Raw genomic sequence first — 20,779 nt, 5'->3', positions numbered from 1 at the left:
TGGCAAATTTACGATAATGAAAGTATCGAGACCTGAAATTTAGCATTTAGCGTTTAGCAAGACGTACTTGATTGTCATGCGTTACCGCTAATGCGCCTTGAATCTCATCTTCCATGTCTAAGTTGAGTGCCATTGTGTTTGCTGTAGCGTCATCTATAGCGGTAGGCGCAATTAAAGTGGTGATAAAATTAACGAGGTTATTGGCATACAAGTCTGAAGATTGCGCCGCCAACTGTGAGGGAATATTAGCTGCACCGACAATACGCACGCCATTTGACGTCGTAATCGTTTCATCAGCGACACTGCCTTCAACGTTTCCGCCAGTGCCAGCAGCCATATCGATCAGCACCGAACCAGCTTTCATCTTAGCAATGGTTGATTGGTGTACCAAAAGCGGCGCTTGACGACCCGGAATCTGTGCAGTCGTAATGACGATGTCAGCATTGCTCAAGGCTTTATCAACAATAGCAGCTTGGTCTTTGATATATTGCTCAGACGGCGTCCACGCATAGCCGCCTGTAGATTTAGCTGTCTCAGCCTCCTCCGCACTCATTGGGACATCAAGCCATTTACCACCTAATGACTCCACTTGCTCGCGAGCGGTCGGACGTAAATCACTGGCTTCAACGACGGCGCCTAAACGCTTCGCTGTCGCAATCGCTTGCAAACCTGCAACTCCAACACCTAGAATAACGACTTTGGCAGGCTTAACCGTACCAGCTGAGGTCATAAACATCGGGAAAGGACGTGAGTATTCATTGGCAGCGAGCAACACCGCTTTGTAACCGGCAAGGTTGGCTTGTGAAGACAAGACGTCCATATTCTGTGCGCGTGATAAGGTGCGTGGCAATAGCTCCATGGCAAAAGCGGTAGCCCCTTTGGCAGCATAAGTATCCAGTTGGGTATTGCGATAGGGATCAAGCATACCGATGACGATTTGACCAGACGTTAAATGCTCAGTTACTGCCGTTGGTAAATCATTAACAGTAGTGATAATCTGAGACTGTGCGACGATATCAATGCTACTATTGGCAATATCAGCACCCGCAGCCTGATATAATTCATCCGCATAATAAGAGGCTTGACCCGCACCTGACTGGATGACAACCTCAAACCCAAGTTTGCGTAGCTTTTTTACCGCGTCTGGGGTTAATGCTACCCGACTCTCGCTTGCGCTCTCTGCACTAATAACACCGATCTTCATACCGTCTCCTTACGTCTAGTGATTACTTTTGATACCCTCAACGCACATTTAAAAAGCACAGGGGACAAAAAATCTTTGGTCAGGTTGGTTTAACACTTAAGACCAAAGAATATCAATTTAATAAATGATGGCGCTTTTACCATCATGTCGTTTTATTATAGAGATATCGTCTGCTAACTTTCATGGTCTAATGATGACCCACAAGTAAAATAAAAAGTTTGGTATTAAAACCATAATCCTAACTTTTATTGTTATATTAAAAAATTTTACTTTCTATATTTCGCTTACAACCTATAAGGTATTGGAATATAAAGGCATACATATTAGTTACAATCATGAAATATTTTTATGATTGTAATCAAAAATACAAAACGATTGTCATTAAGTCAAGTTAAACTTATGGATGACATATAATAAATAAACTGTGCATCATACAGCTATAGCCATTGATTCATAACAAGAAGGAATAATCATGTATTTTTTGCTTTCTCCTGCCAAATCTCTTAATGAGAAAGATGCTATACCAGTTAACTTGGGTAACAACTATAGTCAGCCTGAGCTTATCAAACACTCGCAAGCATTAATGAAAATATTAAAGTCAAAAGAGCCGATTGATTTGCAAGAGCTTATGGGTATCTCTGATGATTTATCGCAGCTCAATGCCAAACGCAATCAAGACTGGGCTTGGAGTGATAATGAACTCTTTACGGATGATAATGCCAAACCAGCTGGTTATTTGTTCGATGGCGATGTTTATACGGGTCTTGATATGTATAGCATGGATAAAGATACTGCTATTTATGTTAATGAACATTTGGGTATCTTGTCCGGGCTTTATGGCGTACTAAAGCCACTGGATTTTATTCAGCCGTATCGACTTGAGATGGGTACCAAGCTTAAAAATGAGCATGGCGATAATTTATATGAGTTTTGGGGCGAAGAAATCACTAAGATTATTAATAAGCGCATGGCTGATAGCGATGACAAAGTATTGATCAACTTAGCTTCTAATGAATACTTTAAAGCGGTAAAGAAAAAAGCTTTAAATGCGGAGATTATCACGCCAAGATTTGAAGATGAAAAGAATGGTCAATATAAAGTGATTAGCTTTTATGCTAAAAAAGCGCGTGGACTGATGGTGAAATATGCTGCGGATAATAAACTGACCAATGCTGAGCAGCTTAAGCAATTTGATTTGGCGGGCTATTACTATGTCGATAAGCTGTCTGATGATAAGACGTGGGTGTTTAGACGGGATGCAGTGGATCAGTAATATTTAATACTTTTATGATACGCATAAAAAACCCCGATAAGCTCAGCCTATCGGGGTTTTATTTGCACTGGGTTTAACAAATACGTTATGACAAAATCATACTTCTAGCGAAAGGCGATTTGTCGAGCAAGACGCGCGAAAATAGTACCTATTGTACATTGAGCGCGTCTGACAAAGAGAAATCGCTTTGTAGCAGAAGCTGATTACATCATGCCGCCCATTCCACCCATACCGCCCATTCCAGCACCGCCCATACCAGCCATACCATCATCACCTTGTGGTAAATCAGTAATCATGACTTCAGTGGTTAGCATAAGACCAGCAACAGAAGCAGCGTTCTCTAGCGCTGAACGTGCTACTTTAGCTGGATCAAGAATACCCATCTCTAGCATATCGCCATATTCGCCAGAAGCTGCGTTGTAGCCGTAGTTACCACTACCGCTCTTCACTTCGTTCACTACCACTGATGCTTCTTCGCCTGAGTTGGTCACGATTTGACGTAATGGTGCTTCCATCGCGCGACGTAAGATATTGATACCAGCGTTTTGGTCGTCATTATCGCCACGTAGCTCAGACAATGCATTCATCGCACGAACTAGAGCAACACCGCCACCAGGGACAACGCCTTCTTCAACCGCAGCACGAGTCGCATGTAGCGCATCGTCAACACGGTCTTTCTTTTCTTTCATTTCAGTTTCAGTCGCAGCGCCCACTTTGATAACGGCAACGCCGCCAGCCAGTTTTGCCATACGCTCTTGAAGCTTTTCTTTATCGTAGTCAGACGTTGATTCTTCTACTTGACGTTTGATAGATTCAACGCGGTTTTCGATGTCAGCAGAGTTGCCAGCGCCATCAACGATAACGGTGTTTTCTTTACCGACAGTGACTTTCTTAGCGGTACCCAATTGCTCAAGGGTCGCAGTCTCAAGGCTCAGACCAATCTCTTCAGAGATAACGGTACCGCCAGTTAGCGTTGCGATATCTTCAAGCATTGCTTTACGACGATCGCCAAAACCTGGTGCTTTTACGGCACAAGTTTTTAAGCCGCCACGCATGTTGTTTACAACTAGTGTTGCCAATGCTTCGTTTTCTACGTCTTCAGCGATGATAAGCAATGGTTTGCTCTGCTGCATGACTTGCTCAAGTAGTGGCACGATCTCACGGATGTTGCTGATTTTCTTGTCAACCAACAAGATATATGGGTTTTCAAACTCAGCGGTTAAGCTGTCTTGCTTATTAGCAAAGTACGGGCTGATATAACCACGGTCAAACTGCATACCTTCGACTACTTCTAAGGTATCTTCAAAGCTTGAACCTTCTTCAACGGTGATAACGCCTTGCTTGCCGACTTTTTCCATCGCTTGCGCAATCAATTCACCGATTTTGGTGTCTGAGTTGGCAGAGATAGAACCAACTTGGGCAATCGCTTTTGAATCATCAGCTGGCGTAGATAGCAAATGAATTTGCTCAACAGCTGCACGTACCGCTTTATCGATACCGCGTTTTAGATCCATTGGGTTCATGCCAGCGGCAACTGATTTCATGCCTTCTTGCAAGATTGACTGAGCCAATACCGTCGCAGTCGTCGTACCATCACCAGCAACATCGTTGGTGCGGCTAGCGACTTCACGAACCAATTGAGCGCCCATGTTTTCAAATTTGTTTTCAAGCTCGATTTCTTTGGCAACCGATACACCATCTTTAGTGATGGTAGGCGCGCCAAATGATTTGTCGATAACCACATTACGACCTTTAGGGCCTAAAGTGACTCGCACTGCGTTTGCTAGAACGTTTACGCCGTCCATCATTTGTTTACGGGCATCAATACCGAATTTTACGTCTTTTGCCATGTTAAATTACTCCATTATTATAAGTATGAGAATACAATTGAATGATTCTTTAGTATGATTATCAATGCTGTCAGCTAAAAAACAATGAGCCGAAATTGCCTTTTAAGCAATTAGCCTTCTAGTACACCCAATACATCAGATTCTTTCATAATAAGTAGTTCTTCGCCGTCAACTTTTACCGTTTGACCAGCATATTGACCGAACAAGACTTTATCGCCAGCTTTTACATCTAACGCGCGAGTTTCACCGTTGTCACGAATCTGACCGTTACCGGTTGCGAGCACTTCACCTTGTGAAGGCTTTTCTTGCGCTGAACCAGGAAGCAAGATACCACCAGCCGTTTTTGTTTCTTCTTCTATGCGGCGGACAACAATACGATCATGTAAAGGACGAATATTCATCAATATGTCTCCAGTAATTGGTTATTTGAGTTAAAGATTTATTTGGTCTGTTAGTCTCAACATCCTATCTTCAAAAGCCATTTTATAAAAAATGCTTTTACTAAGATAAGCCTTGAGCTTGTATCAAAAAGTGGGGGCGCAGTGAGTAGCCTTCAAGTGTAAAGCTCAAAAATTTACAAGAATTTTTATTTGCAGATAACACCTATGAGAAAACCAGAACAAACAATAGACAACCTTCAAATAATAGGCATTGTCTTGCCAGAATTACAGTAAGTTACGTAGATTGATGATACAAGTCATTAGCGTAATATCGGCTACAAGAGGCAAACGTTCGCGACATGCTTGCCCCTTGAAAGTGTAACAAAGTATGACCATTATAGTCTTTGTAAACATAACCCGATCTGTACTACAAAACTATTAATACATCATAGTTTTGTAATACAGCATTGCTGCAGTTACTATATGATACGAATTAATTAAGGAATATCAATGACCCTCTATAATGATAAAAAACATCGTAATTCTACATTTTTAACGATTTTAACCAGCAGTGCTAGCATTGCCGCTATCGGAGCGTTAAGCATGACCGCATCAACGATTGCAAGCGCAAAAGATATTCAGCCGTCGAGCGCCAGTTATACGTTTACGGTTGAGGATAAATATAAAGGCACAGCCACTCGTAGTTTGGTTAAATCAGGCAACGCGTGGAAATATGATGTCAATGCGCGAGTCGCTGGTGTCGCAAGCGCCAATCAGCGCAGCACCTTTCTTATCAAAGCCAACAATGTCAGTCCGACACAAGCCAGCACGACCTATAAGTTATTGGGTGTTGGCCGTACGCATAAGCTAGACTTTAATCCGAGCAGTAAAAAGGTAGTGAGCAACTATAGGGGCAAATCGACGACCATGAATATGTCTCAGCAAGCTTTTGATGACTTAAGCCTTGAGGTGCAAATTCGCCAAGATTTATTAAACGGTAAATTCTCTGGCAATTACTATATGGCAAAACACGATAAAATCGAGAAAACGCCGTTTAAAAAATCTGGTAATACCAAGATAACGGTTCCTGCTGGTACCTTTGATACCGTGCGTGTCGACCGTATCCATGAAGACAACAGCCGATCGACCAGTTTTTGGCTAGCACCAAGCTTAGATTATCTGCCAGTGAAAGTCAGTCAGATTAATGATGGTAAGAAGATGGATTTAGAATTGTCTAAAGTGAACCAATAGTATTTATACTCAAGCTTAATACATTAAAAACTTTAAGGACCTATTGCGCAATTTGCGATGCAATAACCTATGAGCGCGGCTGTTTTACCACATTATTCATCGAAGGTAGGCGCTTTAATAAGATAAACAGCCAGATATTAATCGCAAATAGCAAAACGAAATCAATGAAATAAACAGCGATTTCTGCCCAACTACTGCCATAAGCACGTGTGAATAATACGACCCCACTTGCCCCTAAGTACACCAAAGTAAACATACTGTCTATTAATAGCGCATAAGGCGAGCGCCCGCGTAGTATCGATGGCGTTAAGACAAACCCTGGTATCAGCCATAGTGCTTGCCATGCGATACCACCGATGATATCAGGACGACTAGGATTCAAAACACTGATTAAAATCGGCAGCGCCAGTAATCTAAACGCCAGCCATACTAGCCACGTTACTATTAAACGCTGACGGATAGGATTAACAGGCTTTAGCAGCTGGGTTGTTTGATTAACGGCTGCGACTGTTTGCGGTTGACCGTCGTCATGAGAGAGGTTAGTAGCCATTAGAGGTATATATTTCCTAATTGTTCATGCCAAACAGTAATAGATGAGCGCATTAGCGACCCCAGTTAGCTTGCGATAATGCAGCTGCCGTAATCGCCAAGCGACGCCCTTGAGCGATCCCAAGCTCGCGCTCATCAGCAGATACAGGCTGATCATGGGATGCGCCACTCACATGACTGGCACCATAGGGTGAACCGCCACGCGTGGTACGGTTTAAAGCAGGTTCAGCATAAGGTACGCCCACAATCATCATGCCATGATGCAACAGTGGTAACATCATCGTAAGCAAGGTCGTCTCTTGACCACCATGCATAGAGCCTGTTGCCGTAAATACTGACGCTGGCTTGTTCTGTAAATTGCCTGCCAGCCAAATGGTGACGGTATTGTCCCAAAAATACTTCATGGGTGCGGCCATATTACCAAAATGGGTTGGGCTACCAAGTGCCAGCCCGCTGCAATTTTTTAGATCTTCCATCGTGCAATATAAATCACCTTCATCAGGAATCGCAGGTTTGTTTGCCGTGGTTTCGGGCGCAACGGTCGGCACCGTACGGATACGCACGGTCATGCCTGCCTCCTCGATACCCTGAGCGATAGCATAGGCTAATGTCTTAGTCGTACCATAATTTGAATAATAGAGCACCAAAACATAAGGGGCGGTCTGACTCATTAGCAAAACTTCCTTATAAAATCGTTAACAGTAATATAGCTACTGCCCATTATGCCCGAGTCATTCACCGACATGCAAACAAACCCTGCTACTTGGCAGCATACTTAACCTAGCACCCAAGCAAATCATCTGCAGTACTTTATTTAACTACTCAATACAATCTAATGCATATTGACACAATTAAGGCGCAGATTCAGACAGACCATGTTTGCTACACTATCCGCACCCTATTATCCCTGCTAGATGGTCGTTATGGAAAATCTATTAAAAAAAATACCTTTTTTACACCAACGTTGGTTTCAGTTCTTACGTTTTTTGACGCGGCACTTTTTTGAAGATAATTGTCAGCAAAAAGCGGCATCATTAACCTATACGACTTTGTTGTCGATTGTGCCTATATTAACCGTACTGTTGATGATTTTGTCTTCAGTGCCAGCACTTGCTTCGGTTAGGGCGCAGATTTATGAAGTCATTTATAGCAACTTGCTGCCACAATCGAGCTTGCAAGTCAGTAAATATATCAATACCTTCGCTGAAAAATCATCAAATCTCACCATCATTGGGGCGATGTTCTTACTTTTTACTACCATCATGACTTTGACCACTATTGAGCGCGCTTTCAACCAGATATGGCGCGTGGAAGATCGTTCTGGCGGCATGAGAAGTATGCTGCGCTATTGGACCATCGTCACATTGGGTCCCTTAGTATTAGGTACGGCATTCATCGCCTCAAGTGCTGTACAAAGCCTGAGTTTGTTAAATAGACAAATTGGCGGCTATGGTATTGATTGGTCGTTTTGGGTACAGATAGTATCGATTGCAGTTACGATCGCTGGTTTTATCAGTATGTATTGGTTTATTCCAAAAGCGCGAGTCCCAGCAAAAAATGCTGCGATTGCAGGTGTCTTTGTAGCGATTGTTTTTGAGCTGATGAAACATCTATTTGGTACAGTGATGGCGAACTTTACCAGCTATGAAGCGATCTATGGGGCATTTGCTGCGCTGCCGATTTTCTTATTATGGATATATCTGTCATGGAACCTAATTTTATTAGGGGTTGAGATCAGCTATACCCTAACGATATTTGAGACAAAAGAGGTTTATCCGCGACATCCATTTTTAAGCTTGCTTGATATGTTAAATCTCGTTTATACCCATCACTTAAAAGGCGAAGCGGTGAGCGAACAAGCGCTACGCAATGTCCTCGGACGCAAAGAGCTGCCAAAATGGTATACCTATATCAATTATCTGCAAGACAGCAACTTGATTACCATGACAGAAGATGAGCACTATGTACTCAAAAGAGATTTGAGCAAAATGACCTTGTGGGATTTTTATCGTACTCTGCCTTATCCATTGCCTATCAAAGATGAGCTGGATGAAATGAGCTTAGAAGATCAAAAACCTTGGCTTAGCCTATTGGTTAATCGCTTCGAAAATACCGAAGCCTATGCCAAAGCACAACTGAATGTACCGCTCGGTGCTATTTTTGCCCATAGTGAACCACGTAAGAAAACCTCTGATAACAAATCCACTAACCATAAAAACGCAAAGCTCCAAAAAGAGAAAAATGAGTTTTTTAGGAAATCTAGCGCGGCGACCTCCAGTCATTTATTACAAGAGCCTCTAGATAATAAAGATGACATACCGAAATTTGAACCAGCCGCTTATGATAAGGATAGCGACATAGAGCGTGACGAGCACAATCGTGAAACCCTTATTCCACAAGACAGCATTAACGATAAAAATCGAATAAACGCTAATTTCTCTAATGTTAAACGCGATATTATTACAGAAGCCGATAACCCAAGATCGATTTGAGTGTCTAAATAACAAGACCTCTCTATAACAAACAAGCTCCAAATAGGGCTTGTTTTTTTATCCTGTTTTTAATGGATTATTTGCAGTGAATCAGGTAATTTGTTTTTAAGAGCTTTAGTTGTCAGCAGTCTGACTCTAGAACTGCTGGCAACTAAAGAAATACTACGATCATTTTTGGAGCTGCTCACGTTGACTAAACATGCTGAAGACAATTTATTGAACCGTCTATCAACGTCAAGCCTCAAAAAACTGCGGCAGTTTTTTCAGTTATGGTCGCTAAAAACGCTTACCAATTTACCCGATCGCCTAACGAATTTGTGGCAACAGCTGATTGGTTCCTACTGGTTTATACCGACTGCCTGTGTGCTGGTAGGGATCTTGCTCGCTCCTATCCTTGTAACGATCGATGAGTATTTTGATCGCGACATGGTCAGAGAGATTACCTTTGCCTTTACGGGCGATGATGACGCTGCGCGCGCTATTATGACCACTATTGCTGGTGCAGTACTTGGCGTGGCAGGCACGACTTTCTCGATTACCATTGCGGTATTATCGATGGCATCTTCACAATTTGGTCCTAGATTACTGCGCAACTTTTTGACCGATACACCCAATCAATTTGTCTTGGGCGCGTTTATCGGTACGTTTAGCTATAGTCTGCTGGTGTTAAAAGCCATTCATAAATACGATGTTGGTTTTGGTGTGCCGCAATTATCGGTGACCTTTGCCATTATTATGGCGATTATTTGTGCCCTTCTGCTGGTCTATTTCGTACAGCATATGGTACATGCCATTCAGGCATCGCATGTGATTGAAGGTGCCAGCAATGAGGCGATTAAAAACATTTATTATTGGTACAGCGACCGCTGCGATATCGAGCACCAACGTAATATCGAGCATCATGATATTGAACAATTTCATCACTGGTCTGCGACGCCCATTTATTCACCGTACTCGGGCTATTTGCAGCAGATTTATTTTGAATCGCTCATTACTCTATCGCAAGATTATGGCGGTGTGGTAGAAATAAATAGCAGTCTCGGTCACTTTGTCACCGACAAAAATGTGATTGGCTATTTTTATCAGCGTCCGGCAGACCATCCAACTAACCTACAGAAAACAAAAACACCGCATTTGGCGCTTGTGCCACGTTCGCCTGATGGGCTGTTTTGGCAACGTTTTGCTGGTTGTATACGTCTTGAACAGCGCTTGACGCAATCTAATGATATTGCCTATAGCTTAGGGCAAATGACTGAAATTGCCGTACGTGCATTGTCACCAGGTATCAATGACCCAAAAACAGCGGTTAACTGTGTTCAATCGCTGACCAGCTGTTTGAGCATTATGATGCGCTGTCAGCCGCCGACGCCATATCATTTTTATAAACCATCAGATAAGACAGATACATCAGATAAGACAGATACATCAGATAAGACAGATACATCAGATACTATCAGTTATCAGCCGTCAGCCGTCCTTGCCGTCGTTACCCGTATCCCTAAGATATCAGATTTTATTGATAGCTCACTTGGTGAGATACGGCGTTATGCGGCAGCAGATTTGATGGTATTAAAAGCATTATGTCAGGCAATGACGGATTTAAGCTTTTCCTGTGTGAATAATGCTCAATACCAAACTTTACTTCATGAGCTTATTTTGATTGAGCGGGCTGGCATTGAAAATCTAAGCTACGCTGAATTAGTGAATGATTTACAAGCCATGTGCAAGCAAGCAAGGCACTTTATCCAAAATAATAAAGATTACCATCAACATTTTGAATATGTGAGTGAGTTTTCTGCCTCTGTTCATCACACTCTGCAATCGCAATCGAGTTGAGATAATTTTAGCCAAAGGGTTTTTTAACGAAATTTGGGGCTTGATTATGGCATCTACAATGGCTGGATTGACTGTTTTTATCATTAGCGTTATCTTTTTATCTGTTACTGCGCTACTCACTTATGTCAATCATCGCTTCATTGATTTACCGACCACGATTGGGGTGATGTTCTCTATTTTAGTGCAAGGTTTGTATTGGTAAGGTGGCAAAGACACTTTGCCCAACTGGAAAAATTTGAATCATTATTTGATAAACTAACTACTTTTTTAATCAGCTACACAGCTTAAAGTAAGTAGTAATACAAAATAAATAAAAACAAGGTTAAAAGTCTTATGTATCAAAAGAAAGTTATAGCGTTTATCGATATTCTTGGCTTTGGTGCTTTAGTAGAGAAAAGTGGAGAAACACCGGAACTTGCTGAAAGCATTTTACACACCCTACTTTCTATGAGCCCTGATAGACTTCAGAAAAAAATGTACGCATCACTTAATAATGAAAAAATACCTGAAGAAGCACTTGCTGGAGTAACAGCTGCTGTGGCAATGATGAATGAGTATATGAGTAACCATCATCCTGTAACTATTTCATACTTTTCAGACAGCTTAGTACTATCAGCAGATGCTGAAGATATAATCGCCTCACAGTCTATACTTGAGCTGTTAGCTAAACTAAGTATTGAACTATGGGATAATTACTCACTGTTAATTCGGGGAGGGATAACGGTAGGAAAATTAGTTCATAAGGACAATGGACCACTTTTTGGACCCGCTATGAATAAAGCGTATTATTTAGAGTCAAAAGAGGCTCACACACCGAGAATAATTCTTGATAAGGATTGCATAGACAACTTTAGCAAAGCACGGACTTTCAGCATTTTTGAAAACTTAATGGAAAAAGATGATAAATATAGTTATTTTTCTCTCCCTACCTGTTTTCGGTATATGACAACTTCAAGTTCATTAGTATTATATGAGAATAAACAGCTTGAAGTTATTGAACATGCCCAGACTCAGATTTTACCAAAAATAAAAGATATTATGCTATCTTCTCTATCTCAAGATATAAAAGACAAATACATATGGCTTGAAGCCGAAACTCGTAAAGTACTACATAGCTAATATCTAATACTCACAAACATTTTGAAGAGACAATAAGCATTTAGTCTTATCACCTTATTCTTCAAGTAAATATTAAAGATTCATATCAACCCTTTACGTCTCATATTTCGATAAACTACGATGACGATAATAATATTGAGCAATAATATGCCCCATTTAAACCAGTCAAACGGACTAACCACCAGATAATACAGCTCAACAGGAATAAAGATGCCGTAACCGATAACGCCAAACCAATACGCCCACGTTTTATCATGTCATAAGCCATATGCCTCGACAAAACGCAAACTGGCATAAGCAAAAATCAATAATAAGAATACCGACCAGTTTTTGCTTGCCATCTGTGCAATACGTACCGCACCGTCAACTTGCGGCGCTAATAACTGACCAAATGCTTGTTGCCAAGAAGCCGTTGCCGTAATGAGCCAATGCTCAAGGTCGGTATGCCACGACCATAAAGCCAATGCACCTAGTAGTGCGCCAATACCCTTTACGACTTCATAGATTGCTACTGCTTTGATAGATTCGCTTGACGTCGTGCGAGGCTCATTATGTCGTGGGTCTGAAGACGGATGGTTATCTTTTGATGACTTGCCTTTTGACGAAGACTTTAGACTATCATCCTGCCTAGGCAAATTAGCCAAAGAAAGTCTCCACAACGCACCCTTGCAGTGTTTGGTTAAAGAATGGCGTATTTTTGCCATTTGATAACATGGATTCGCTAGTCACCTGCCACTCAAGATTGGGATCAACCAGTACTGCGCCACCGATAGTCTCATATTGCTCGCTGATACCCGCAATTTTTGCAGGATTTAAGCAGATTTTGTCGACCAGCTGCTCAAGTGTTAACACCTCATCTTTTACCAGCTGGCACGCCAGCGCCATAAAGGTATCAAAATTTGAGATACCGGGCGTACTTTCAGCAAATGGGGCTTTCTTCGCGGTACTGTTTAATGGCTCATGATGACTACAAATTGCATCAATTGTGCCATCTTTTAGACCACGACGAATCGCTTGCTGATCGGTATTACTACGCAAAGGGGGTAATACATATGCTTGAGCATTAAAGCCTTCCAGATTGTCATCGGTTAAATACAACTGATGCATTGCCACATCACAAGTAACTGGTAAACCTTTATCTTTCGCCCAGCGCATCAGCTCAATTGACGACTTACAAGATAATTGGCTAAAGTGAGCCGCTATACCCGTTTCTTCTACCATAAGCAACTGCGTTGATAAAGCGACGGTTTCTGCAATCCAAGGAATACCCTGTAGACCATGATAAGAAGCGATATAGCCTTCATGTGCAACGCCATCACCAGATAGACTAGGCTCATCAGGATAAAAAAATACTTTCATGCCAAACGTCGCCGCATACTCCAAGGTACGCAAAAGCACTAAGTCATTTTGAAAGGGTCTGCGAGCATTGGAGACAGCAATACAGCCGCCTTTTTTAAGTCCTGCAATATTAGACGGACGTTCGCCCTCTAAGCCAGCAGTCAACGCACCCAAAATATGTAAATAAATCCCACCATCTTCAAGCGCACGCTCACGTAAGCCTTTTAATAATGAACCGTTCTCTAAAATAGGATTGGTATCAGGGGGAATCACCACATGCAAAAAACCATTGGCACGAGCTGCACGTCCTTCTGACTCTAATGTACCATGCTGTTGTTGCCCTGGCTCACGTAAGCGGGCGCACAAATCCACCAGCGGTGGTAATATCCATGTCTCGCGCTCGCTTGTCAGCTGTGCTAACTGAGCAGTGGCGATTTGTGACAGTGATTCTTTAAATACTTTTGGAAGTAAGTCGTGCATATGAACATCTGAATTCGTAATGTGAACCATGAGCGTTATTACCGTATCAATAAAATGGGATAAATAAGAATAAAACAGGCAAGACAAATATTATGCTAAATATTAATGACCAGCCGCTTGATGCGCGCGCTGACCTTGCATCGCCAGTGACAGTACCGCCATACGAATAGCAATGCCGTTATTAACCTGTTTTAAAATTACAGATTGCGCACCATCGGCAACGCTTGAGGCAATCTCAACACCGCGGTTCATCGGTCCTGGGTGCATAACTAGAGCATCAGGCTTAGCCAGTGCCACGCGCTCAGGAGTAATGCCATAGTGCTTATAGTATTCACTCGATGATGCCAATAGTGGAGAGCCAATACGCTCATTTTGAATTCTCAAGCCCATAATGACATCACAGTTCGTCACGCATTCATTCATATTCTCATATACCTGCACACCAAAACGCTCAATCCCTTTTGGTAATAACGTACGAGGTGCGCAGACACGGATGTCTTTTACGCCCAATGTTTGTAGCGCACTGATGTCAGAGCGTGCTACTCGAGAGTGTTTGATATCGCCAACGATTGCAACCGACAGCTCTTCAAAAGGACGCGGCGCCTCACGGTGAATGGTCAGCATATCAAGCATGCCTTGGGTTGGATGAGCATGCCAGCCATCACCACCATTGATAATGGCAATATCTGGTGTCACTTCAGTCGCCATAAAATGTGCTGCACCTGATGCTGAATGACGTACCACAAAGATATCTGCCGTCATCGCTTGCAGATTCCATAGCGTATCGCGTAAGCTCTCTCCCTTCTTGGTACTAGAGCGTTCGATATCGATATTTAATACATTAGCACCTAAACGTTTTTCTGCTACCTCAAACGTGGTACGCGTGCGCGTCGATGGCTCAAAAAACAGATTCATCACCGTATAACCTTCAAGCTCAGGACGATTAATCAGCTGTCCCTTATCATCAAAAAATGATTCAGCTTTAGCGATAATCGCCTGCAGCTGGGCTTTATTAAGACCTTCGATACCTAAAAAATGACGAATACTACCATCAGTATTGAGCTGCGGACGACTCAATGACGCATCAAGTTTTTCATGAATCGTATCAGGATCAAATCTTGCGTAGTCTGTCGGCGAGACGGTAGGTATTGATTGGCTAACGAGAGAATTTGACATAAGGACACGTCTTCATTAAGGGTTTGTATGATTTTATAAGAAGTTATCATTCATTTTTTTAACGGTTTTGGCTCGATAATACGGCAGACATGCATACAGACAAGGACATTTTGCTGCTTATTTGCTACAATTTACCGCAGTGATATAAGCAATACTAAAATAGATGCTGCTCTCATCTTAGAGAATAGCAGCACATCATTTGGCAACTGTATCAAAAGACGACCTCTTAAACCATAATTGAATAATAATAGTGTTAGTGTAGCTGATTTTCAGGTCAGGACAAAGACGCCTTAGTCAGTATTTAACAATATCTCTCATGTCAATATAACGTAATCAATTCTTAAACACGCATTCCATACTTAGCTTGTACTACTCTTTATCAGAATTATTCATTAGGAGACACTATGACAACCTTAACACAGTATTTGAACACTAACGCCACCACTCTTGCCCTCAATGATGTTATCACTACCGTCACTGACGTTGGCAAGACCATCTCAAAGCTCTTAAGAAAAGGCGCTTTGGCAGACATCCTTGGTGAAGCGGGTAATCAAAACGTGCAAGGTGAAGACCAAAAAAAGTTAGATGTATTGGCCAACGATTTATTGTTAGATGCCTTAGCACAAAACAGCCATTGTGCTGGTGTTGCTTCAGAAGAGCTTGACGATGCCACTCCTGCCAATGTTGATGGCAGTTTATTGGTATTGTTTGATCCACTCGATGGCTCGTCTAATATCGACATCAATATGGCTGTCGGCACCATATTCTCGATTTTACCGTACCAGCGTCAAGGTCAAGTTAGTAAAAATAGCGACTTTTTACAAGCGGGTAATCAGCAGCTAGCAGCCGGTTACTTACTCTATGGCACCTCTACCGTTCTCGCGCTGACCATCACAGATACTGTAGTCATGTTTAGCCTAGATCCAGATACCAATGACTACGTATTAATAGAAGAAAACGTCACAATCGATGGCGATACTAGTGAATATGCTATCAATGCCTCAAACTACCGTTACTGGCGCGCGCCAATGCAGCAATACATCGATGAGCTTATCGCTGGCGAGACAGGCGTACGTGGTCGCGATTTTAATATGCGCTGGGTTGCCGCCATGGTTGGTGATGTTCATCGCATTCTATGCCGCGGTGGTTTATTCACATATCCATTTGATACCAAATACGCCAATAAAGCAGGCAAATTACGTCTCATGTATGAAGCCAATCCCATGAGTTTATTAATTGAACGTGCTAGTGGCGGGGCAACGGATGCAGTCAATCGCATTTTAGATATAGAGCCGATTGACATTCATCAACGTGTGCCTGTAGTACTTGGCAGTAAAAATGAAGTCGACTATATTAAAGAGTTGCACTTAAACTACAGTGATAATTAAGCACATTTTGACAGCACCTATAAAGCCATATTTATAATCATTTTATGGGTGCTGTCTATATTTTATACTTTTTCTCTAAGCGATCTATTATGGTAGCAAATCCCACCGAGCTTATTACCTCAGATAAGAATACCATGGTCAAGCTAGTAAAGGCGTTATTGACGCAAGCTCGCCAACGTAACAAACATGGACAAACTGTCATTGAAGGTATTCATCTTATTGATGCCACCCTTCGTAGTGATTATCCATTTGTGCAAATATTGCTAGCAGAGTCCGCACACTATCATCCAGAGGTGCAGCAAGTTCTCACTCGCTTGCCCACTTATACGCCTATCTTAACCTTGTCGGATGCGCTTTATGAAAGTATTCGTAACTTAGGTACTGGGATTGATATTATGGCAGTGATTAAGATGCCAACCCCTAGCCTATCTATGATTTATGATGACTGCTTGATTCTCAATGATGTTCAAGACAGTGGTAATGTCGGCACATTACTGCGTACAGCAGCAGCTGTTGGAATCAAAAACATACTTTGCACCAGCGCTACTGCGCAAGCGTGGTCACCAAAAACATTGCGAGCAGGAATGGGTGCCCAGTTTGCCCTAAATATATATGAGGGATTAAGTGTACAAGAGGTTTTAGACCATGTGCAAACCCCTTTATTTGCCACCAGCTCGCATACTGACACCGTCATCTATCAGCATGATTTAAAAAAATCAATCGCTTGGATTATGGGGCATGAAGGTCAAGGGGTTTGTAACGAGCTGATGCAGTGCGCAACCCCTATCGCTTTACCACAGCCCAATGGGCAAGAAAGCCTCAATGTTGCGATTGCAGGCTCACTATGTTTGTATGAGACATTACGCCAAAGAAGTTATAGCTAATATCATTTAACTGAAACAACAAGACGATTTTTAAGTTGAATGTAAAAAAACCCGCAATCAATGATAGCGGGTTTTTTTATTTCACTTTCACTAACAAGTACTTAGATTTTACTGGTCAATTCAGGTAAGGCTGCAAATAAATCAGCTTCTAAGAAGTAATCGGCAACGCTAGCGATAGGCGATTCTGGGTCATTGTTGATAGCAACGATAACTTTAGAATCTTTCATACCAGCTAAATGCTGAATAGCGCCTGAAATACCAGCTGCGATATATAAGTCTGGTGCAACGATTTTACCCGTTTGACCAACCTGCATGTCGTTTGGTACATAGCCTGCGTCAACTGCGGCACGTGATGCACCAACAGCAGCGCCAAGCTTATCAGCCAATGGCTCGATATATTTAGTGAAATTTTCACCATTTGCTAGGGCGCGACCGCCAGAAACCACGATGCTGGCTGATGTCAATTCTGGACGGTCAGACTTAGCCATCTCTTCATTAACAAAGCTTGATTTGCCAAGCTCTTGCAAATTGTCAAGAGTTTCAACAGCGGCTGAACCACCTTCACTCGCCACTGGATCAAAAGCAGTAGTACGTACGGTTAATACCACTTTATCTTCTGCCGTTTTAACCGTTGCTGTCGCATTACCAGCATAGATAGGACGCTCAAACGTTTGCGCATCTACCACAGCAGAGATTTCTGATAACATGCTCACATCAAGTAATGCGGCAACGCGTGGTAAGAAATTTTTACCAGTTGTTGTAGCAGGTGCAAGAATATGACTGTACTCACCAGCAATATCAGCGACCAATAGCGCTAAGTTACCCGCCAGTTGATGCTCATAAGCTGCGTTGTCTGCTAGCAATACTTTACTGACGCCTGCTGCTTTTGCCGCTTCATCAGCTGCTGCTTGCGCACCACTACCAGCGATCAATACATGAATATCACCGCCAATTTGCTGAGCGGCGGCGATCGTATTCAAAGTTGCCTTTTTTAGACTGGCATTGTCGTGTTCTGCATATACCAAAATTGCCATTGTTTTTGTCCTTTATTTATTCGTATCATCTATTCATGCGGTTGTTGGTATACAAAGCCCTCTTATATCCAAATTTAATAAAACTTATTTAGGACTCTATGGCTTTGTAGTAGATAGGCATTAGCAAAGTATTAAATGACTTTTGCTTCGTTTCTTAGCTTATCGACCAACTCATCAACTGAACCCACTTTGATACCAGCTTTACGCTCAGCAGGTGGTACAACTTTAATGATTTCTTGCTTAGATGCCATATCAACACCAAAATCAGCAGGTGTTTTTTCATCAAGCTGCTTTTTCTTCGCTTTCATGATGTTAGGCAATTTTGCATAACGTGGCTCATTCAAACGTAAATCAGTCGTAATAACTGCTGGTAAATCAAGCGCAACCGTTTGCAAACCACCATCGATTTCACGCGTTACATTAACTTTATCGCCTTCAACCTTTACTTCTGATGCAAATGTACCCTGACCAATACCCATCAACGCCGCTAGCATTTGACCCGTTTGGTTATTATCATCATCAATCGCTTGCTTACCTAGCAGAATAATATCGGTAGCTTCAGATTCAGCGATATTTTTCAGGATTTTAGCGATTTGTAGAGGATAAGGTTTTGCATCAGTTACGACCAAAATGCCACGATCAGCACCCAGTGCTAAAGCGGCACGAATCTGTTCTTGCGACTCTTTTGGACCAATTGAGGCAACGATGATTTCATCAATCACACCCGCTTCTTTAAGACGAACCGCTTCTTCTACTGCAATTTCATCAAAAGGGTTGATTGACATTTTAGTGTTAGATAAATCTACGCCAGAATTATCAGCTTTTACACGAACTTTTACGTTGTAATCAATGACACGCTTGACCGCTACTAATGCTTTCATACGTTCCTCGTTTATTAAGGTTATGAATTAAAATTGCCAGTTTAGAACCAAAGGTTCATTTCTTTAAAATCGTCGTTCGAAATAGTACTCAAGGTTGATTGCTGCGTCAGCATCTATAATGTAATAAAAAATATCAGACCATGACAATATACTGGTATCACACTCTCTATCTAAAAAATCTGCCAAAGCTAAGCCAACCGTTATTATCAGACCTATGTATCTTGCGTGAGCTCAGCCCTAAGGTCAAGACAACGCCGTGAATAATGCGTCATAAATTTGTCACCATTTTAAGATAAATAGTTTATAAGCGCCTAATCACGCCATTTTCTAATCATTATTCTTATTGTTTTCTGGCTTTTACAAGCTATCTAAGTCATTTATAACTATTCATACAAACCAATATCATCTCGTTATCATAAGAATTGAATCAAAAAAAGATCATAAAAAAAGCAACCTGATCAGAGGTTGCTCTTTTTTAAAGTCTAAACAGTATTTTTATTGTTTTAACAAACAAAGGCATCAATGCATATTGATAATCTTATTGTCATTAAGCGCACTGAAAAACAGCTTACTCAATGTAAAATGAGATTAGATAGCTTCGATTTGCTCAGCTTGTGGGCCTTTCTTGCCATCACCTAAGATGAAAGACACTTTTTGGCCTTCGGCTAGAGTTTTGAAACCACCGCCTTGGATAGCGCTGTAGTGAGCGAATACGTCTTGTCCGCCGTTGTCTTGCGCGATAAAACCAAAACCTTTAGCTTCATTAAACCACTTTACAGTGCCTTCAACTTTATCTGACATAAATTTTCCTAACTCTTTAACTGTTGGCGAGACGTATGTCATCACCGATTAATTGATATATACCTAAGGTTTTCTTGCAGAATGCGTGGGTAAAATCATTGAAGCCTCTGTTAGAGATCTTAATATTTTTACCCGAAATCCTTTGAGTACAAGCTGATTATAACAGCTTTTTTTAAGCGCAACAGCTTAAATTGATGATTTTTGTAATCTATTTAAGGCAATTTTGAATAATTATTACTGACCAATTACTTGAGACTTAATATGTTGATATAGAATGCTTTTTTACCATTTACCTTTGGAGATTTACAATAACGTTAGATATCGCTTTTGACAACTCACAGTGATAAGAATTATATTTGCTACTGTATTAAAAGCAAACTATAGAAAAATTGGTAGCCACGGTGAGCTCAATACCAGTAAACATAGCGCAAAAAATATCAGTGAAAATGACTGACTATAAGCGATATATTTAGCAGGTATGACCAAGTCTTTCGGAGAGTCAGGAATGCCTTTACGCTTCAATAAACGTGCGCCATAGATCCAGCCAAAGGTCGTATAGAGACCATAAGCCACTGGGACAGCAACGGCTAATGGTGTCAAATCAATCGTATATAGCATCACAACTGAGATAAAAAACCATGAAGTATCTACAATTGAGCTGATTTGAAAGAACTTAGAGTTAGGTAGTTTGCCACGGTTTTTTTTGAGCATCTCCCCTTCAATCCAAATCAAAACGGCAATGACAGCGCTCAGAGTAAGGTATATGAATTGAGGTGTTAGCCAATCAGGATAAGATATTTGCACAACAGACAACCTGTAATCTATAGAATAAAAGAATCCTTG

19 protein-coding genes and 1 pseudogene are annotated in these 20,779 nt (G+C 41.6%); 8 read left to right on the top strand and 12 right to left on the bottom strand.

The annotated features are described in order from the left end of the window. Positions 1 to 46 precede the first annotated feature (46 nt). The gene (locus AC0J5Y_RS02915; protein WP_475131440.1) at positions 47 to 1,204 is read right to left on the bottom strand and encodes an NAD(P) transhydrogenase subunit alpha; all 1,158 of its coding nucleotides are present in this window, start codon (positions 1,202 to 1,204) and stop codon (positions 47 to 49) included. A gap of 472 nt (positions 1,205 to 1,676) precedes the next feature. Here AC0J5Y_RS02915 and yaaA point away from each other — a divergent pair, with 472 nt between their 5' ends. After that, a complete protein-coding gene (gene yaaA / locus AC0J5Y_RS02910) occupies positions 1,677 to 2,477 on the top strand; it encodes a peroxide stress protein YaaA (protein WP_475131439.1) in 801 nt (266 codons plus the stop codon). A gap of 203 nt (positions 2,478 to 2,680) precedes the next feature. Here the strand turns inward: yaaA and groL are convergent, their stop codons facing one another. Further along, on the bottom strand, positions 2,681 to 4,327 hold the full coding sequence (gene groL / locus AC0J5Y_RS02905) for a chaperonin GroEL (RefSeq protein ID WP_475131438.1): 1,647 nt from the start codon (positions 4,325 to 4,327) through the stop codon (positions 2,681 to 2,683). A 110-nt stretch (positions 4,328 to 4,437) separates the two neighbouring features. After that, positions 4,438 to 4,731, bottom strand: coding sequence for a co-chaperone GroES (locus AC0J5Y_RS02900; RefSeq protein WP_025652227.1), 294 nt, complete (start codon positions 4,729 to 4,731; stop codon positions 4,438 to 4,440). A gap of 486 nt (positions 4,732 to 5,217) precedes the next feature. Here AC0J5Y_RS02900 and AC0J5Y_RS02895 point away from each other — a divergent pair, with 486 nt between their 5' ends. After that, complete coding sequence (locus AC0J5Y_RS02895; protein WP_475131436.1) at positions 5,218 to 5,958, top strand: DUF3108 domain-containing protein; 741 nt, start codon at positions 5,218 to 5,220, stop codon at positions 5,956 to 5,958. A gap of 67 nt (positions 5,959 to 6,025) precedes the next feature. On the opposite strand, the gene AC0J5Y_RS02890 is transcribed toward AC0J5Y_RS02895, so the two are convergent. Continuing rightward, positions 6,026 to 6,508 (bottom strand): hypothetical protein, encoded by a 483-nt coding sequence (locus tag AC0J5Y_RS02890; protein WP_475131435.1) that lies wholly within the window; start codon positions 6,506 to 6,508, stop codon positions 6,026 to 6,028. Between the two features lie 52 nt (positions 6,509 to 6,560). Then, the gene (wrbA, locus tag AC0J5Y_RS02885; protein WP_475131434.1) at positions 6,561 to 7,178 is read right to left on the bottom strand and encodes an NAD(P)H:quinone oxidoreductase; all 618 of its coding nucleotides are present in this window, start codon (positions 7,176 to 7,178) and stop codon (positions 6,561 to 6,563) included. A 252-nt stretch (positions 7,179 to 7,430) separates the two neighbouring features. On the opposite strand from wrbA, the gene AC0J5Y_RS02880 reads away from it, so the two are divergent. The 4 genes from AC0J5Y_RS02880 (at position 7,431) to AC0J5Y_RS02865 (ending at position 11,954) form a co-directional block, all read left to right on the top strand. Further along, complete coding sequence (locus AC0J5Y_RS02880) at positions 7,431 to 8,999, top strand: YihY family inner membrane protein (RefSeq protein WP_475131433.1); 1,569 nt, start codon at positions 7,431 to 7,433, stop codon at positions 8,997 to 8,999. A gap of 189 nt (positions 9,000 to 9,188) precedes the next feature. Beyond that, positions 9,189 to 10,835: a DUF2254 domain-containing protein gene (locus AC0J5Y_RS02875; RefSeq protein ID WP_475131432.1), complete on the top strand. Its 1,647-nt coding sequence runs from the start codon at positions 9,189 to 9,191 to the stop codon at positions 10,833 to 10,835. 46 nt (positions 10,836 to 10,881) lie between these two features. Then, positions 10,882 to 11,037, top strand: coding sequence for a hypothetical protein (locus AC0J5Y_RS02870; RefSeq protein ID WP_475131431.1), 156 nt, complete (start codon positions 10,882 to 10,884; stop codon positions 11,035 to 11,037). Between the two features lie 131 nt (positions 11,038 to 11,168). Continuing rightward, positions 11,169 to 11,954 carry a hypothetical protein gene (locus AC0J5Y_RS02865; RefSeq protein ID WP_475131430.1) on the top strand — a complete coding sequence of 262 codons (786 nt, stop codon included), beginning with the start codon at positions 11,169 to 11,171 and terminating at the stop codon, positions 11,952 to 11,954. An 80-nt stretch (positions 11,955 to 12,034) separates the two neighbouring features. Here AC0J5Y_RS02865 and AC0J5Y_RS02860 read toward each other — a convergent pair. From AC0J5Y_RS02860 to AC0J5Y_RS02850, 3 genes and pseudogenes are all read right to left on the bottom strand, one after another. Next, positions 12,035 to 12,589 (bottom strand): annotated as a pseudogene (locus tag AC0J5Y_RS02860) (DUF2127 domain-containing protein). 1 nt (position 12,590) lies between these two features. Continuing rightward, positions 12,591 to 13,772: a dihydroorotase gene (locus AC0J5Y_RS02855; protein WP_475131429.1), complete on the bottom strand. Its 1,182-nt coding sequence runs from the start codon at positions 13,770 to 13,772 to the stop codon at positions 12,591 to 12,593. Between the two features lie 102 nt (positions 13,773 to 13,874). Next, positions 13,875 to 14,948, bottom strand: coding sequence for an aspartate carbamoyltransferase catalytic subunit (locus tag AC0J5Y_RS02850; protein WP_475131428.1), 1,074 nt, complete (start codon positions 14,946 to 14,948; stop codon positions 13,875 to 13,877). 404 nt (positions 14,949 to 15,352) lie between these two features. Between AC0J5Y_RS02850 and AC0J5Y_RS02845 the strand changes: the two genes are divergently transcribed. Together AC0J5Y_RS02845 and AC0J5Y_RS02840 are read left to right on the top strand one after the other, a co-directional pair. Next, complete coding sequence (locus tag AC0J5Y_RS02845) at positions 15,353 to 16,336, top strand: class 1 fructose-bisphosphatase (protein ID WP_475131427.1); 984 nt, start codon at positions 15,353 to 15,355, stop codon at positions 16,334 to 16,336. Between the two features lie 89 nt (positions 16,337 to 16,425). Further along, positions 16,426 to 17,220 (top strand): TrmH family RNA methyltransferase, encoded by a 795-nt coding sequence (locus AC0J5Y_RS02840; protein ID WP_475131426.1) that lies wholly within the window; start codon positions 16,426 to 16,428, stop codon positions 17,218 to 17,220. 101 nt (positions 17,221 to 17,321) lie between these two features. Here the strand turns inward: AC0J5Y_RS02840 and AC0J5Y_RS02835 are convergent, their stop codons facing one another. The 4 genes from AC0J5Y_RS02835 to AC0J5Y_RS02820 all read right to left on the bottom strand — a co-directional run bounded on the left by AC0J5Y_RS02835 (position 17,322) and on the right by AC0J5Y_RS02820 (position 20,740). After that, positions 17,322 to 18,254: an electron transfer flavoprotein subunit alpha/FixB family protein gene (locus tag AC0J5Y_RS02835; RefSeq protein WP_475131425.1), complete on the bottom strand. Its 933-nt coding sequence runs from the start codon at positions 18,252 to 18,254 to the stop codon at positions 17,322 to 17,324. Between the two features lie 131 nt (positions 18,255 to 18,385). Next, positions 18,386 to 19,135 carry an electron transfer flavoprotein subunit beta/FixA family protein gene (locus tag AC0J5Y_RS02830; protein WP_011512880.1) on the bottom strand — a complete coding sequence of 250 codons (750 nt, stop codon included), beginning with the start codon at positions 19,133 to 19,135 and terminating at the stop codon, positions 18,386 to 18,388. Positions 19,136 to 19,723: 588 nt separating this feature from the next. Further along, positions 19,724 to 19,936 (bottom strand): cold-shock protein, encoded by a 213-nt coding sequence (locus AC0J5Y_RS02825; protein WP_010196799.1) that lies wholly within the window; start codon positions 19,934 to 19,936, stop codon positions 19,724 to 19,726. A gap of 378 nt (positions 19,937 to 20,314) precedes the next feature. Continuing rightward, complete coding sequence (locus tag AC0J5Y_RS02820; RefSeq protein WP_475131424.1) at positions 20,315 to 20,740, bottom strand: hypothetical protein; 426 nt, start codon at positions 20,738 to 20,740, stop codon at positions 20,315 to 20,317. Positions 20,741 to 20,779: the final 39 nt, after the last annotated feature.

This window comes from Psychrobacter sp. TS_SC_6 (genome assembly GCF_056156305.1).
Note: the sequence above shows the minus strand (reverse complement) of the source record. Positions and strands in the feature narration are given on the sequence as shown.